Source organism: Pyxidicoccus caerfyrddinensis, assembly GCF_010894405.1.
In the GTDB taxonomy this organism is placed as follows: Bacteria; Myxococcota; Myxococcia; order Myxococcales; family Myxococcaceae; genus Myxococcus; species Myxococcus caerfyrddinensis.
Genome location: NZ_JAAIYA010000029.1, coordinates 98,988 through 114,963, shown reverse-complemented (window position 1 = coordinate 114,963; position 15,976 = coordinate 98,988). Strand labels below are relative to the sequence as shown.

The 15,976-nt window shown below is 72.4% G+C and carries 8 protein-coding genes; 2 read left to right on the top strand and 6 right to left on the bottom strand.

The window, feature by feature from the left end; all coding sequences use genetic code 11:
- The first annotated feature begins 47 nt into the window (after positions 1-47).
- On the top strand, positions 48-2,165 hold the full coding sequence (locus G4D86_RS43755; RefSeq protein WP_164000840.1) for a serine/threonine-protein kinase: 2,118 nt from the start codon (positions 48-50) through the stop codon (positions 2,163-2,165).
- Positions 2,166-2,207: 42 nt separating this feature from the next.
- Here G4D86_RS43755 and G4D86_RS43750 read toward each other — a convergent pair whose 3' ends face one another.
- The 3 genes from G4D86_RS43750 to G4D86_RS43740 all read right to left on the bottom strand — a co-directional run bounded on the left by G4D86_RS43750 (position 2,208) and on the right by G4D86_RS43740 (position 5,860).
- Positions 2,208-4,016 (bottom strand): ATP-binding protein, encoded by a 1,809-nt coding sequence (locus G4D86_RS43750; protein ID WP_164000838.1) that lies wholly within the window; start codon positions 4,014-4,016, stop codon positions 2,208-2,210.
- A 49-nt stretch (positions 4,017-4,065) separates the two neighbouring features.
- Positions 4,066-5,406 (bottom strand): cyclic di-GMP-binding domain-containing protein, MshE-related, encoded by a 1,341-nt coding sequence (locus tag G4D86_RS43745; RefSeq protein ID WP_164000836.1) that lies wholly within the window; start codon positions 5,404-5,406, stop codon positions 4,066-4,068.
- Between the two features lie 67 nt (positions 5,407-5,473).
- Positions 5,474-5,860 carry a VOC family protein gene (locus tag G4D86_RS43740; protein ID WP_164000834.1) on the bottom strand — a complete coding sequence of 129 codons (387 nt, stop codon included), beginning with the start codon at positions 5,858-5,860 and terminating at the stop codon, positions 5,474-5,476.
- Between the two features lie 12 nt (positions 5,861-5,872).
- On the opposite strand from G4D86_RS43740, the gene G4D86_RS43735 reads away from it, so the two are divergent.
- Positions 5,873-7,267, top strand: a complete 1,395-nt coding sequence (locus tag G4D86_RS43735; RefSeq protein ID WP_164000949.1) for a response regulator — start codon at positions 5,873-5,875, stop codon at positions 7,265-7,267.
- Here G4D86_RS43735 and G4D86_RS43730 read toward each other — a convergent pair.
- The 3 genes from G4D86_RS43730 to G4D86_RS43720 form a co-directional block, all read right to left on the bottom strand.
- Complete coding sequence (locus tag G4D86_RS43730) at positions 7,264-10,368, bottom strand: MYXO-CTERM sorting domain-containing protein (protein ID WP_164000832.1); 3,105 nt, start codon at positions 10,366-10,368, stop codon at positions 7,264-7,266. The genes G4D86_RS43735 and G4D86_RS43730 overlap by 4 nt on opposite strands.
- Before the next feature lie 10 nt (positions 10,369-10,378).
- On the bottom strand, positions 10,379-13,987 hold the full coding sequence (locus tag G4D86_RS43725; RefSeq protein WP_164000830.1) for a flagellar motor protein: 3,609 nt from the start codon (positions 13,985-13,987) through the stop codon (positions 10,379-10,381).
- Between the two features lie 68 nt (positions 13,988-14,055).
- Positions 14,056-15,957 (bottom strand): hypothetical protein, encoded by a 1,902-nt coding sequence (locus G4D86_RS43720; protein WP_164000947.1) that lies wholly within the window; start codon positions 15,955-15,957, stop codon positions 14,056-14,058.
- Positions 15,958-15,976 lie beyond the last annotated feature (19 nt).

Below are 15,976 nucleotides of genomic sequence, written 5' to 3'. Positions count from 1 at the left end.
TCGTCCGGGATTTCTGGACCAGCGCGTCTCGAACTACCATGGGGCGTATGAGTTCCGTCCGTTACCAGTCCCTCGGTCCCCTGCTGGCCGGGGAAGGCTCGCGTGCCTTCCTCGGGCTTGCCCTGGAGGACGGTGCGCCCCCCCGCTCCGTGGTGCTCATCTGGGCGCCGCAGGAGATTGCCCAGAACCCGGAGATGACGGCGAGGCTGACGCGTGAGACTTCGCGCGCGCTCGTCTTCGAGCACCCCAACATCCTCCGCGTCCATGGCCTGGCCGTGCAGGACGGTGGCGTGGCGCGCGTCACGGAGTTCGCCGACGGCGAGCCCCTGCGCCGCCTGTTGGAGGCCCACCCCCGCCTGCCGCCGCAGTTCGCCGCGCTCGTCGTCGCGGACGCAGCCATGGGCCTGCACTACGCGCACGTCGCCGGCAATGACGACGGCACGCCGCTGGTGCACGGCGACATCCGCCCGGAGACGCTGATGATCTCCTTCGGCGGCGTGACGAAGGTGACGGGCTACGGCGCGCTCGGCGTGGCCCCGCGCGAGCGCGACGGCAAGCGCGTGAAGAACCGGCGCAAGTACAGCGCTCCGGAGCAATTGCTCGGTGGCCGCGAGGCCGTCAACGTGCAGTCGGACGTGTTCCTGCTGGGGCTCGTGCTGCACGAGAGCCTGTCGGGGAAGATGCCGTTCAAGGAAACGGCGGACCCGGACAAGGCGGTGCTGAACCGCTCGCTGCCGCCGCTGCCACAGGACGTACCGCTGAAGATTGATGCGGTGGTGCGGAAGGCCACGACGAAGCGTGCGTATGACCGGTATCCGTCGGCGCTCGCATTCCGCGAGGCGCTGGTGGAGGCGGTGGGCACGCTGCCCACGCATGCGCAGTTCGCGGAGTTCATGTCGAAGTACTTCCCGCCCGAGCACGAGGCACGGGCGGCCCGGCGCAGGGTGATTGAGGCCGGCATCGCGGACGTGATGCAGAAGGCCGGTGTGTCGCCTCCGGCGGTGGCGGAGTTCCTTGCTCGCGGGACGCTGGCTCCCGGAGTGCTGCCCGCGAAGTGGCCGGCGCTGCCGGGGCAGCTCTCGGTTTCGGGACCGGTGAATCTGAGCGCGGGCTCCGAGGCGGGTGCTTCCACGGAGGCCGCGGCATCGGGTCCGTCGACGGGCTCGCAGGCGCAGGTGGCTCCTGCCGCGACGTCCGCGCAGGGCCCGGCCAGTGGCTCACATGCGCAGGTTCCCGCGCAGGGCCCGGCCAGTGGTTCTCATGCGCAGGTGGCCCCTGCCGCGACGTCCGCACAGGGCCCCGCCAGCGGCTCTCATGCACAGCTGTCGGGGAGCGCAGAGGCTGCGCCGTCCGCGAGTGCCTCCGCACAGGGCCCGGCCAGTGGGTCGCATGCGCAGGTCTCGGGGAGTGCAGCGTCCTCGTCCGGCTCGACGGGCTCGAATGCAACGGTGGCTCCGGCCCCCTCGGGCGCGACGCTTGCTGCTGGCGGACTGCCGGTGGGCGGCCCGTCCGCGCCTCCCGTTCCCGCCGCGGTCGCTGCTGCTTCGGCAAAGCCGTCCCGGGCCTGGGTGGGCCTGGTGGCCGTCGGACTGGTGCTGACGCTCGGCGCGGCGGCAGTCGTGCTCAAGCGGCTGCCCTCCAACATCGAGGCGGAGGTCGACGCAGGTGCCGCATCCGTGACGCCGATGGACGCCGTCGCTGACGCGGGAGCGGTGGCCAAGGCGGGCGTCGTGGACGCGGGCATCCCGATGGGGATGCTGGACCTCACCGTCGAGCCGCGCGTGGAAGCGTCCATCCCTGGCCAGTACCTGGGACGCACGCCGCTCTCCGCGTCCGTGCCCGCGGGCCGGCACGTGCTGACGCTCAGCAACCCGGTGCTCGGCATCCAGGTGACGCGCATCATCACCGTGCCGGCGGGTGGCCGCAGCGGGCAGCAGTTCTTCCTGAACAAGGGCTTCGCCACCGTGCGCGCGCCGAAGGGGGCCATCGTCACCGTCGACGGCCGCCTCGTGGGCGCTGCTCCCGTCGAGGAGCTGGACCTCTACGAGGGCACGCACCAGCTCCTCGTCGTGGTGAACAACTCGCGCTGGCAGCGGACGTTCAAGGTGGAGCCCGGTCAGCGCGTTGCCTTCGACGTGGACTTCGAGGCGCCCCCCGAGGAGTAGTGCGCTTCCATCTGGCCCCGCGCCGTGACAGGCGGCGCGGGGTCAGCTCTTCAGCAGGGCGAGGAGTTGCTCGGTGTCCACGGGCTTCGTGAGGTAGTCGCTCGCCCCGGCGGCGAGGCACTTCTCGCGCTCGTCCTTCAGCGCCCTCGCGGTGATGGCGATGATGCGCAGGTCGGCGAAGCGCGGGTCCTCGCGGATGGCGCGCATCGTCTCGTAGCCATCCAACTCCGGCATCATCACGTCCATGAGGACGGCATTCACATCCGGGTGGGCGTGCAGGACGTTGATGCCTTCCCTGCCGTTCTCCGCGTGCAGCACTTGCAGCCCGCGTCCTTCGAGGATGCTGGTCAGGGCGAAGATGTTGCGGATGTCGTCGTCCACGACGAGCACCTTGCGCCCCACGAGCTCCGGCGCAGGCGCGACTGACGGCGGCGGGCGAGCAACCGGCTCCGTGCGCGCTTCGACTGGAGCGGCCTCGTTCTGTGCCTCGTCCGGGCCGACGTAGATCCTGGGCAGGAACAACGTGAAGGTGCTCCCCTTCCCCGGCTCGCTCTCCACGTGGAGCTCACCACCGAGCAGCCTCGCCAGCTCGCGGCTGATGGACAGACCCAGGCCGGTGCCTCCGTACTTGCGACTCGTGCCTCCGTCCGCCTGCTGGAACGCCTCGAAGATGAGGTGCTGCTTGTCCTTCGGAATGCCGATGCCGCTGTCCACCACGCTGAACGCCAGCACCCGGTCGGCGCGGTTGAGCAGCTCGCTGTCGAAGCTCCGGCGCTTGTCCTCCACCTGCCTGACATGCAGCTCCACGCGGCCGGTATCGGTGAACTTGAAGGCATTGGAGAGCAGGTTCTTGAGCACCTGCTGCAAGCGCTGCGGGTCCGTGCGCAGGCCGTAGGGCAGCCCCTCCGTCAGGTTGACGCGGAAGCCCAGCCCCTTGTGCTCGGCCACGTGCGTGAAGCTCCGCTCGACGAAGGACTTCAACTCCAAGAGCGGGACGTCGCACGGCTCCACGCGCAGCTTGCCGGCCTCCACCTTCGACAGGTCGAGGATGTCGTTGATGAGCTCCAGCAGGTCCGAGCCCGAGGCGTGGATGGTCTTCGCGTACTCCACCTCCTTCGAGCTCAGGTGGCGTTCCTTGTTCTCGGAGAGCACCTTCGCGAGGATGAGTAGGCTGTTGAGCGGCGTGCGCAGCTCGTGGCTCATGTTCGCGAGGAACTCGCTCTTGTACCGGGACGCGAGCGCGAGCTGCTCCGTGAAGCTCACGTTGTCGGTCAGGTCCTTCCACACGCCGGACACGCCCGGCACCGCGGGCAGCTCCGCGACCTTGCCTTCCGGGCCCACCTCCTTGGCGACGCGCGTGACTTCGTCCGCGAATGCCTGGAGCTGGTCCACCATCGTGTTGATGGTGTTCTTGAGCGTGAGGCTCTCGCCGCGAACCTCCACGGTGACCTTCTCCGACAGGTCGCCTCGCGCCACCGCGGTGCTCACCTTCGCGAGGCAGCGCACCTGCAAGGTGAGACTTCCGGCGAGGACATTCACGCTCTCGGCAAGCTCCCTCCAGCCGTCGGACAGGTTCGTCAGCTCCACCTGTCCTCCGAGGCGACCTTCGACGCCCACCTCCCGGGCAACCCGCGTGACGTCCGCGACGAAGGCGGACAGCCGGGTGGCGCGCTCGGCTTGAAGCGCGACGCCGGTGTTGAAGGCCTCCGCCAGCCGGTCCAGCAGCGGATTCACGCCGGTCAGCGGGAGGCGCTGCGAGAAGTCTCCCCGGTTGGCGGCCTCCATCGCGGCGAGCAGCGCGCGGAGCTGCGCTTCCTCGCGCGGAGTCTCACGGCTGTTCTTCTCGTCCATGGAGGCTCCTGGTGCGACTTCGCTGGCGCAAGCCCATGGCCCGAGAGAGCTACGCGCTCTTGCGGCGCCGCATCATCGCCTCGTACGAGCGACCCACGCTCTGCGAGAGGATGAGCAGCTCGCCCACGTCCGGCGGGGTGAGCTGGTCCGGCCCGTTGTCCACGTACAAGAGGTGCACCACCTTGCCGCGCACCAGTAGCGGGAGGATGACCGCCGTCGTCGGGAAGCCGCCGCCCAGCAGCTTGTAGAACACGCCCATCGCCGCGTCCCGCTTCACCGGGCCGATGTAGTGCGAGCGCGTGTCCCTCACGAGCCGGAAGGTGCTCTGCTCCCTCAGCGCCACGCCGATGCGGTGCACCGCCGCCTCGCGCACGCCGGCTCCCATGCCGTGCCAGCCCGTCACCAGGCTGCCCTGCACCGACAGCAGCAGGTTCCGCTTCCACTTGCCCAGCGCGAAGCGCAGCACCGTGCGCGCCACGTCCTCGCGGTCCGAGCTGCGCGCCAGCTCCGCCTGCGCCTCGGCGAAGGTGAGCGGCGTCGGCGGCGGCTCCGGAGGCCGCTGCACCGCGGGCGGAGTCGCAGCCGCCATGGGCGCGGCCGGGCGCTGCGGCGCCACCGTCACCGGAGGCGGCGTCATCGGGAACGGCTGCGCGGGCACCACCGGCACCTGAGGCTGCGCCGGCACCTGAGGCGCGGGCCGCTGCGTCACCGGAACCTGCGGAGCCTGGGGCGCCACGGGCATCTCCGGCACGGACAAGGGCTCCATCACCTCCACGCCGGTGATGACCTCCTCCGCCGCACCCATGTCGCCCTCGTAGTCCGCCCCACCGCGCAGCGCCTGCGCGTAGACGGACTGGAACTCCTCCTCGCTCATCAAGTCGGGCGCCTTCTCGGCCGCCTTCGCCAGCTCCGCCTGCGCGCCCGGCGCGGGCCTCGCGCGGATGGCATTCACGTCGATGGCGCGCAGCGAGCGGAACGCCTTGCAGTAGCGCCGCAGCATCTGGTTCATCCGAAACTCGGGGATGACCACCGGCACCACGCGCTTGCCCGTCTTGAAGGCAATCTTGTCGAGCGTCTCGAAGTCGTGCGGGTTGAGCACGGCGACGCTCAGCCGCGTCGCATCCACCCGCATCGGCAGGTACTCCTTGTCGTCCGCGTGGTTCGCCGACACCATCGCCAGCGCCTTCGGGTCCGGTACCAGCTCCCCGGAGGCGAAGGCAGTGTTGTGCAGCTGACCGAGCGACTTCGCCAGGTCCTGCTCGGACAGCAGGCCCAGCTCCACCAGGTTCGTCCCGAGCCGCCCGCCGTGCACCACCTGCGCCTCGAGCGCCTCCTCGATTCCCTCGGGCGTGACGAGGCCTTCCTTCACGAGCAGTTCACCCAGGCGCATGGCCTGAAGCTTGTAGCCGTGCCCCGTCCCGCTCCGCAAGCACGCCCGCCGCCGGGTGCGGGCGGCGCTAGTCCTCCGGGTGGTGGCTGAGCGCCACCCGGTTGCCCTCCGGGTCCCTCACGTACACGGACCAGCGCGTCTCGTGCTCCAGCGGCACCCCCGCCCGGGCAAAGGTCTCCACCACCCCGGCCCGGGCCGCCTTCGGAATCCGGAAGGCCAACAGCAGCAGGCCCGGCCGCTCGTGGCGGAACGGGAGGGACTCCGGGTCCGAGCCCGCCGCCTCGATGGCCAGGAAGCCACCTCCAGGCACGCCCACCCAGATGCTCCTCAGGGAGCCGTCCGGCCGCAGGTGCCGGGTCAGCTCCGGGAAGCCGAGCAGGTCCCGGTAGAAGGCCGTCACCCGCTCGAGGTCCTTCGCCTGGATTGCAACATGATGGAAGCCCTGAACGTCCATGGCGCGGATGCTATGGTCTGCGCGTCCATGGCGCGACTGCTCATCGTCGAAGACAACCACGAGTTGGCCTCCCTCATCGTCTCCGCGGCCCAGGGCCGCGGTCACGAGGCGCGGGCGGCGTACACCGGCGAAGCCGCCCTGGAGGCGCTCGGCCCCGGCTCGAAATGGGACGTCGCCCTCGTGGACCTGCTCCTGCCCGACATCCGCGGCAGCGAGGTGCTGAGCGCCCTGCGCGCCCACGGCATCCCCGCCATCGCCGTCAGCGGCGTCTACAAGGGGGACCGCTTCGCCCAGGAGGCCGTCCAGGTCCACGGCGCGCGCGCCTTCTTCGCCAAGCCCTTCGAGCTGAACGCCGTCATGGACGCGCTGGAGGAGGCCGGCGGCGTCGCCCCCGTCCCCCGCGCCCCGCCGCCCGTGCCGGAGGCCGCGCCCCCCGACGAACTGCTCGACGGTGAGGACCTCATCGTCCTGGAGGAGGTCGTCCCCGACGCCGACTCCGGTTCCGGCGAGGCCTCCTCGCCCCTGCACTCCGTGGCGGACACGGAGGCGCTGCCCGTGCACGATGACGGGGAGCACGCCCTCCCGCTGCCCTTCCAGCGGCGCGAGAAGGTGTGGAGCGCCGCCGCGTCCCCGTCCGCCGCCCCGCGCGGCGCACTGCCCGAGTGGACGCTCGCGGGAGAGCTCAAGGACACCTCCGTCGCGCGGCTGCTCAACGCGTACTACGAGGCGCGCCACCACGGAGAGCTGAAGCTCAAGCAGGGCTCCGTCCTCAAGGTCGTCTACTTCGAGTCCGGCCGAATCGTCTACGCCGCCTCCAACCTGGGGCAGGAGCGCTTCGGCCGCTTCTGCGTCCGCCGGGGCGTGCTGCCCGAGTCCCGCCTGGCGGAGGTGGCCGCGTACGCGAAGGAACACGGCCTGCGCACCGGCGAGGCCATGCTGCGCCTGGGCCTCATGGACGCCGCGCGGCGCCGGCAGTTGCTGGAGGAGCAGGTGAAGGAAATCCTCTGGTCCACCTTCACGTGGACAGAGGGCCAGTACGGCTTCAGCGCCATGCGGCCCCAGCGCGCGGACCTGGTGAAGCTGTCCGTCTTCCCTGGCGACCTGGTGCTGGAGGGCGTGGAGAAGACGGAGACGCTGGTGGCCCTGCGCCAGCGCATGCCGCCCTCGCGCCGCCTCTTCCCCACCGCGGACCCGCCGTACGGCCTGCACGAGTTGAAGCTGCAGGGGCCGCAGGCGCTGCTGCTCGCATACGCGGATGGCAGCAAGACGGTGGAGGACCTGCTGGCCCTCACGGATTTGTCCGAGCGCCAGGCCCTGGCCACGCTGCGCGGACTGGAGCTGCTCAGCGTGCTGGAAGAACGGCCCGAGGCACCGAGCCGCCGCCACCGCATCACCTTCGGCCTCTAGCCCGCCGCGCTGTCACGACGGCGGCGCAGCAGCCGCGCCAGCGCCAGCAACCCGAGCAGGGCCGAGCCCGCGTCCCCGCTGGAGCACCCGCACCCGGAAGACGGCGGCGCCGGAACCGTGCCCGACACCAGCACGCCATTGAGGAACACCTCCCCACCGAGGCGCGGCGAGGTCAGCAGCCGGGGACGCGCCACGTAGGTGAGCGCGCTGGTGCCGCCGGCCGGTAGCGTCACGCCGTCCACCACGAAGCCGCCTTCCACCGCCTGCTCCGCCACGGGCCGGCCGTCCACCTTCACGCTGCCGGGCACCCAGTCCAGGCTGTCCACGTGCTCGACGTGGCGCAGGCTTCCCACCTGGCACCCGGAGGTGTTGCGCAACTGCACCACCACGCCCACCAGGCCCGTCTCCGAGCCGATGGGTGACTCCGTCTCGTGCGTCAGGTCCACGAAGGGCGCCGCGGTGATGGGCACCACATGCTGCGTCGTCGTGCTGTTGCCGCCGCCCGCGTCCGCGGTGACGCTCAGCACGATGGACTCGCCCACCAGCCCCTCCAGGCCCGTGTCGCGCGTGGCCACCGTGACTTGCGCGCCGCCCAGCTCCGCCTCCGCGAGCGCGGGTCCGCCCACCTGCTTCCAGGTGAGGTCCACCGCCTGGCACGCGTTGGCGGGAATCGTCTGTGTCAGCGTGGCCGTCGCGCTCTCGTTGCAGCGGGCCACCAGCGCCTCGCCCTCCAGGGCGCCCAGCTCCGTCGGAAGCGCCGGCACGGACACCTGCGTCTCGGCCGTGCCTCCGTTGCGACGCGTGCCGGTGCTCTCGTCGAAGAGCTCACCGTGGACGATGTAGTCCCGGGCCGAGCATGCGGCGGGAAACCCGGGCGTCCAGCTTCCCGGGACGTCCACCACCGCGTCGGACACCGTCCCGCCGTCCAGCTCGCGCAGGGACAGCTGCGCCTTCAGCTCGTACTCGTCCGTGCACTGCACGGACGTGCCCAGCTGGATTTCCACCTGTCCCCCGTCCGTCGGCACCGCCGTCAGCTGGAGCTGGGCGGCGGTGACGTCCTCCACCGCCGGCACCGCGTCCACGCGCACCGTGGCCTTGGGGCCCTCCTGCACGCCACCGGCACCGGTCTGGATGCGGTTGAAGGCGCTGAACGACAGGCTCGAGCGCGTGCACGCGGCGGCCTCCACCCGGAGCCGTGGGCTCACCACCGGAGACTCCAGCGAGACGGTGCCGCCGTCCGCGTCCCGCACCGTGAAGGCCGGGGGCACTCCCGCGTCGGAGTCGCTCAGCTGCCACACCGTCTGCACTTCGGGCAGTCCCGGTGTGCCGACGTCGCACGGATGCAGGGGCGTCTCGGGCGACACGTCGGTTCCCGAGTCCGGTCCCGAGACCAGCGCCCGCACCGCGCCCTGCCCGAAGGGCGCCAGCGGCGGTCCCCAGGGCGCCACGTACACCGAGAAGGAGGTGGGATCGGACGCCTTTCCGCCCTCGTCCAGGCCCTGCACGCTGTACGTGTAGGTGACGCCCTGCGCGTTGCACAGGGAGGGCGGCGGCGTGAAGGTGGCCGTACCGTCCGGGGACGAAACGAGCTCCGGCGACGACGTCCAGCGGTAGCCCACCGTGGCGCACGGCCCACTTCCGGGCGGCGTCGCCGTGAAGACCAGCTTCCGCGTTTCGCCCGCGACGACCCCGGCATCCCTGGGTGTCACGCCGGGCGCCTCGGGGCCTTGCACGTTGTTGAGCGTGACGCTCAGGTCCACGGACGTGTCGTGGGACCCGAGGCCATCCGAGGCGTAGACCTTCAGCACCCGCATCTCCGTCTTGCAGACTTCTCCTAGCGGCGTGACTTCCAGGTCCAGCGTGTCCGGCTGCAACCCGGCGCGCACGTCGAACAGGCCCGCCGCCGCCGCGGAATCCACCGAGACACGCACCGCGTCGCCGTCATCATCCGTCGCGGTGATTCGCAGCGGCACGGTGCCGCCGGCCTCGTAGATGTCCAACGACTGCGTCCCCGCGTCGATGAGGGGCGAATGCTCGTTGGTGTAGAGGAAGAGGTTGCCCGGCCCCTCTCCCGGGAGCTCGAAGATCATCGCGCAGAAGATGGAGTCCACACAGCCCACCTCCAACGGTAGCGGCAGCCCCGAGGTGTCGACCTTCGGATTGACGCGCCAAAGCGTGCCGGCATCGGCCGCGCTGTCGGCCGGCACGGCCCCCAACAGCACGAACTCTCCGTTGTCGCCCATGCCCACCGCCAGGCCGAAGCCCTCGCCATGCACACTTCCCTGGCCGGTGTTCACGTCCACCGAGACGATGCGCATCTGTGTCCCGCCATCGAGAATCGTCACGGGGAGGAACGGGGCGATGTGCCCGGGCCCTGTCGGCGGCTTGAGCTGTCCCCGGAAGAGACCGGCGTCGCTCCCGTAGATGGCGACGGGGTCGGGCCCTTCCGTGGCGATGAGGTCCACCGTCGTGGGCATCTCCTGCGCCAGGTTGGCGGGGATGTCGACCTCGGCCACCAGGTCACGCCCCTGATACCAGAGGAAATCCGTCGTCCCCGAGATGACGTGGAAGAGGGCGTGGGGGACACCTCCAGCCGTCTCTGTCACCCCCATCACGCTCGTCGAGCGGAATGGGAGCTCGTAGGGCGACATCTTGTTCCAGGCCGGCTCGCCCGTGTTCGCCGGGAGCGTGGTCAGCAACTGGACCGTGAGGTTGTCGGGCTTCACCATGGCATAGCCAGTCCCGGAGGGTGTGAAGCGCACCCTCTGTACCTGGGGCGTAAGGCTGTCGCCTGGAGGGATGATGTTCCCGGGCCGCAGGCAGTTGCCGGTGCTGACCAACGTGCCGTCTTCCTTCACGGCAGCGAAGCAGCCCGAGGGGGACAGGAAGGTGCCAGCCACCTCCGTGGCGAAAAGCTCCCCAATCACAGCGTCGTGATCCTTGAGTTCCACCTTGTTCGTCGTGGACACCGAGAAGACGCCAAGCCGCCAGACATCCACGAAGTTGGGGACGCCCGGAACATCGACCTCGGGACGAGTCGTCGTGGCGGATGCCGCCGTGGCCATGCCCACACAGAGGATGAAGAGGATGGCGGCGCGCACGGCTTGGCTCCTAGTAGGCCACTTCGGCTCGCAGGTAGAGCCGATCCTGATTCTCCGTCGATTCGGCCGTCAGCCCCAAGCCGCTGAAGCCCAGGAGTGTGTACCCGGCAGCCAATCGCAGTCGCTCATCGACCCGGTATGCCACCTCCGCCCTCACCGCCGTCAATCGCTCACCTTCCGGGGATGCCGTCCTGCGTGCGAGTTCCGCGCCTACTTCCAGTCCTCCCACCACCCGCACCGCGGGGCGCACCGTGCCGGTCCACACCCAGCGCACGGAGTCCTCGAGACTGGAGCGGCCCGCGTGCAGGCCCGCCGCCACGGAGAGGCGGTCTCCCAGCTTGACGGCCGGCAGCAGTGAGAAGAGCTGCAGCGCCCGCTCGCCAAACGCGGCGCGTGCGCCGGGCAGCAGCTCGCGGGTGAGGCCGTAGCGCGCCACCACCAGCCACGGCCCGGGCCGCCAGGCCACCGCCGCGTAGCCCTCGACGAACCTCGCCTCCAAGGCCTCCGCACCCTCGGTGCGGGCGAAGTCCACGCGGCCCGAGGCCGTCACGTCCTCACGCAGCTCCGCCTGCGTGGCCAGCGCCACCACCGTCTGCAAGCGGTCCACCGGCGTGCGGGAGCCGCGCTCCGGCGTGCCCTCCTCGCGGCGCAGCTCCACCCGGCCCTCCACGCGCAGGCGCTCCAGCACGAGCTGGCCGAAGACGCCGGCCACGTCGCGCTTCAGCGCGGTGTCCACGTCGAGCAGGCTGCGCACGCCGCGCTCGTACCGCGCGCCCACGCTGAAGCCGCCCGTCACCTGCTGCTGGAGTCCCACCGCGCGCGCCAGCCGCACGGAGGTGGCGTCATGCGCGCCCACGTCCTCGACGAAGAGCGCGGTGCCGCTGTCGGGCAGCTCGGTGCGCGCGCCCGTCAGCGTGCGGCCCGCGCCGAAGTCCGGCCCGTCCACGTCCACCGAGTAGCCGCCGTAGTACACCTCCTGCCCGCTCCGGGACTCCACGTTGGCCCACGCGCGCGGGCCCAGCTCCGGACCCCAGCCGCCGTGCACGCCCACGCGGGTGTCCTTCGCCACGTCCACGTCCACGCCCGCCGACGTGAAGGTGTCATCCACCCGTCCCGGCCCCTCGCCGTGCAGCGCGAGCATCTGCCGGTGCGCCGCGCTCAGCTCCATGCGCCCGAAGAGGCGCATGGAGCCCGCGACGCCCGCGGAGGTGCGGCCTCCGAAGAGGGCCGGCCCCACGCCCGCCACCTCCGCCGCGCCCAGCCGCGAGTCACGCACCTCCAGCCGCGCGCTCCAGAGCACCTCCTCCCAGCCCACGGCCGCGCCCACCGATCGCGCGGTGAAGGGCGTGTCCACGAAGGGCTCGCGAGGGTCGGCCGAGCGCCGCTCATCCGCCAGCAGCGTCAGCTGCAGGTGACGGCTCACGGGCTGGCGCACGCGCAGCGACGTCTGCCGGAACAGGGCCGCTTCCGTGTGCGCTCCGTCCGAGTAGCCCTTCGCGCGCAGGCGGAAGGCCGCGTCCACCGAGCCGCCACCGCCCAGCGGCCCCGGCCCGCGCACCCGCAGGCCCAGCGCCTCGCCCTCCGTGCCGAGCCCCACCGCGGGCCGGATGAAGCTGAGGCCGCCGTCGTCCGACACGCCGAAGCGGCCGGACTCCACCGCCGTGCCCCGGCTGGAGGCCACCTCCGCCGTCAGCGTGTACGCACCGAGCGTCGCCCGCGCCCGGCCGGTGTAGAGCGTGTAGGGCTTGCCCTCGCGTCCCTCGCGCACCGCCGCGAGCCCCAGGCGCGCACCGAGCCACTCGCCCCACAGCTCGCCGCCCGCCGAGTCGTGCGCGTCCGCCGACCGCAGCGCCGCGTAGTCCACCACCAGCACCGGCTCGGGGGACTCGGTGGGCGAGTCCGTGCGCAGCCAGGACTCGCCCGCGATGAAGGACAGCGGGCGCGACAGGAGGATGCGGCCGGAGAAGTAGTCGATGTCGTAGTCGCGCCCGCGCACCAGGTGGCGCTCCGCCAGCGGCAGGCCGGTGACGCCGTCGCGCACCTCCACGCGCACCAGCTCGGAGCCTTCCGACACCGACACCGCGCCCAGGTAGTAGAGGCTGCCGCCGGTGGCGCGCAGCTCTTCGTGCGCGGGCACCGCCGTCAGCAGGCGGCTCGGGTCCGAGAGGCTCCCGCCAAACACGTCCACGCCCGCGCGCGCCGTCGAGTCCTCCAGCGACTTCGTCTTCAGCTCCGCGTACGGGCCGAAGAGCGGCCGGTGGTAGCGGCCCACCTCGCCGTCCTGCAGCAGGGCCCGGTACGAGCCCAGGCCGGCGCGGCCGTAGTCCTCGTGCCGGGCCTCCAGCCGCAGGCGTCCCTCGGGCGCATTGGGCGTGAGCGCCACCGAGTCGTCGCCCCACTCGACGGGCGTGAGGTCGATGTCCGGCACGCGCTCGAAGCGCTCGGGCAGGCGCGGGCGCAGCCAGTCCGGCAGGCTGGCGCCGTTGAGCGTGCGGCCGTCGGTGTCGCGCAGGTCCAGCTCGCCCACGAGCTCCACGTCGGCCAGCCGCCATTCGGCGTGGGCGGAGCCGCGGCCGCGCAGCTGCACGTCGCCGTCCGCGGGGGCCCAGGTGGCCTCCACGTCCAGCAGGCCCACCGCGAAGGGCCGCGCGGCGGCGGCAATCTCCAGCGTCTCGTCGCGCGGCGGCTCGCCCGGCACCTCCAGGTGGAGCGGCACCGCGTTGCGGCCCGGCTCCAGCGTCACGGACACCTCCACGCTGCCGTCCGGGCCCACGACCTTCTCGCCCTTCGGCGTGCGCACGCGCGTGCCTTCCGGGGCCTCCACGCGCAGCCGGGTGGTGCCGCTGGCCACCTGCTCGTCGCGTCCGGCCGGAAGCTGGAGCGAGCCCGCCGGCTCCACGGCACGCGGCGCCACCAGCCAACCGTCATCGCGGCGCACCACGTCCACGCGCTGACGGAAGAGGCGCACCGCGCCGTCGGGAGCGGTGGCGGTAATCGCCAGCGTGTTCTCCCCCACCACGAGCGGGACGAGCGCGCTCCACGCGCCCTGCGCGTCCACCTCCGCCGCCACGCCGGCCACGGTGACGCGGTCTCCCGGCGCCGCCTTGCCAGCCACGCGGAAGCGGACGGCGCCCTCGCCCGCCACCAGCTCGGCCACGGGCGGCGCGGCCGCGTAGGAGAGCGCCAGCGGCGGCGCCTGCATGGCCACGCTGCGCACGGTGAAGTCCTGGAGGGCGGCGGCGCCCCACGGCACCTCCACCGTGGCGGCCTCCGGGCTCACCCGGCTGGCGGCCGGCAGCGTGCGCGGGTCCACCTTCAGCCGCTGGCGACCCGGACGCAGGTGCAGCCCGCCCGTCGCATCCGGCATGCGCGAGTCCACGCCGTTGACGTGGTAGCGCCCGTGCGCGTCCGTGCGCACCTCGCGGCCGGTGGTGAGCACCAGCCGCACGTCCGGCAGGCCCGGCTCGTCCGCGCTACAGCGCCCGTCGCCATTGACGTCCCAGCACACCCGGCCGGCGATGGTGGACGCCTGCGACGCCGTGTCCGACGACAGGCCCTGCGCCGCCGACACGAAGGGCAGGAGCAGCGCGGCCACGAGCAGCATCGCTCCGCGCCTCATGACCGCACCTCGGCCGGCACCGTTGCGCAGATGCCTACCAGCGCGGACGTGAGCAATGGCCTCGAGCCTCATGGCCGCACCTCGGCCAGCGCCGTCACGCCCGTGCTCACATCCGCCACGGAGACACCGACGGGGCCCGGGGCCCGCACGGTGAAGGAGGTGCGCCCGTCGTGGACCTCTTCCTCCACGCGCTCACCGCCAGACAGCGCCACGTACACCTGACGGCCCTCCAGCACCTGCCCGCGCGAGTCCTCCACCCAGTACGTCACACGGGTGCCCTCCACCTTCAGCCGCACATTGACGGGGACCTCGGGCGCCAGCCGCACGGTCTGCGACACGGCGGACGGCACGAGCGGCGACTCCAGCGGATACACCAGTCCCTCCGCGCCGAGCACGTAGACGGTGCGCGCCAGGCCCGGCCACACCCCGTGCGACACCTGCAGCGTCCCGGCCCGCGGCGGCCCCAGGCGCACCGTGCCGTCCGCGCCCGTCACCACCGGCTGGCCGTCCACTCGCAGCGGCTGCGCCGGCACGGGCAGTCCCGCCAGGTCCGATACGCCCGCGTATAGCGCGGCGCCTTCCCTCCACACGGAGATGCGCGCGGGCTCGCTCCCCGCGGGCCCCCAGGCGCGTGCGCTCACGGCCACCTCCGCCGCGTCGCCCGAAGGAGGCAGCGTCCACGTGCTGGTGAAGGTGCCCGGCGGCGACTCCACCGGCGGCGAGAAACTACCCACCGGAGCCCGCGGCTCCACCACCGCGCCAGGCCGGGGGCGGCCGAAGCCATCGCGCGCCGTCACCCGCACGTCCGCGCTCGCACCGTGGTGCACCAGCGCCTCGGACACGGACAGTCCCACTTCCGCCACCGGCCCCTGCACCAGCTGCAGCGCCAGTTGCTCGCGCGAGCCGGCGCCGCGCTGGGGCCACGCGGCGGTGATGTGCTCGTCCTCGGCCAGCGCGCGGGGCGCGGTGTAGCGCCACTCCAGCAGGCCCCCTTCCGCGCGCACCGGGCCGCTCAAGGTTCCGTGCCGCGCCTGGGCCGTCACCAGCGCGTCCGCCACCGGCTGGCCGAGCGGGTCGCTCGTGGCGCACACCAGCCGAGCCTTCGACGCGCCGTCCGCCGGTAGCCGCTGCGGTTGCAGCACGCACGCCAGCCCGTCGGTGGGCGGCAGCATCAGGTCGATGGGCATCCGCCGCACGTTGCCCACCCGGTCCACCACGCGGCCCTGGCCGATGCGGTGCCCCGGCGGGACGATGATGGGCAGGCGGAAGCGACCATCCGGCCCCGCCGCCACCGGGCCGAAGGGCGTGCCCGCGATGTCGATGGAAATCTGGGCGTCCGGCTCCGTGGTGCCCGGCAGCGTCACCGCCGCGGCGAGCGGCACCAGCACGCGGCCGTACGCACCCTGGATGGACTGCGGGTGGGGCCACGCGGAGAACGCCACCAGGATGGCCACCTCCGGGTAACGCGTGTCCGGCAGCACGTAGCGAGCGCGGTAGGTGCCCGGCCCCGTCCGCTCCAGTCCCTCCACGCGGCCGATGCTCGCGCGCACCACTGGCGGCGCGCCGCTGTCATCCGCGGTGCCGTCCGGACGCTGCATGCGCACGGTGAGCACGGCTTCCTTGTCCCGGCCCTTCACCGGCGCGGCGGGCTCCAGCGCCAGCCGCACCTCGGTGGCCGGCGGGCCCACCCTGTAGCGCCCCTGCGCCTCCAGCCCGTCCACGCGGGCGCGCACCACCACCTCGCGCGCGCCCGGCTGCGGCACCACCACGAAGGTGCGCAGCGGCGGCTGCTCGGGGCCGTCGCGCAACTCCGCGCCCTCCGCCACCACCGACGGTGTGCCCAGCGGCACCGGCGCGCCCGACGCGTCCCTGCGCACCACCGCCACGGGGAATCCATCCGGCGCCACGGCGGACAAGGGCCCGAGGAGCTCGAGCGTGTCCGCCCAGGCCGGGGCGCACAGCAGCAGCAGTGCTACGTGGAGGAACCGG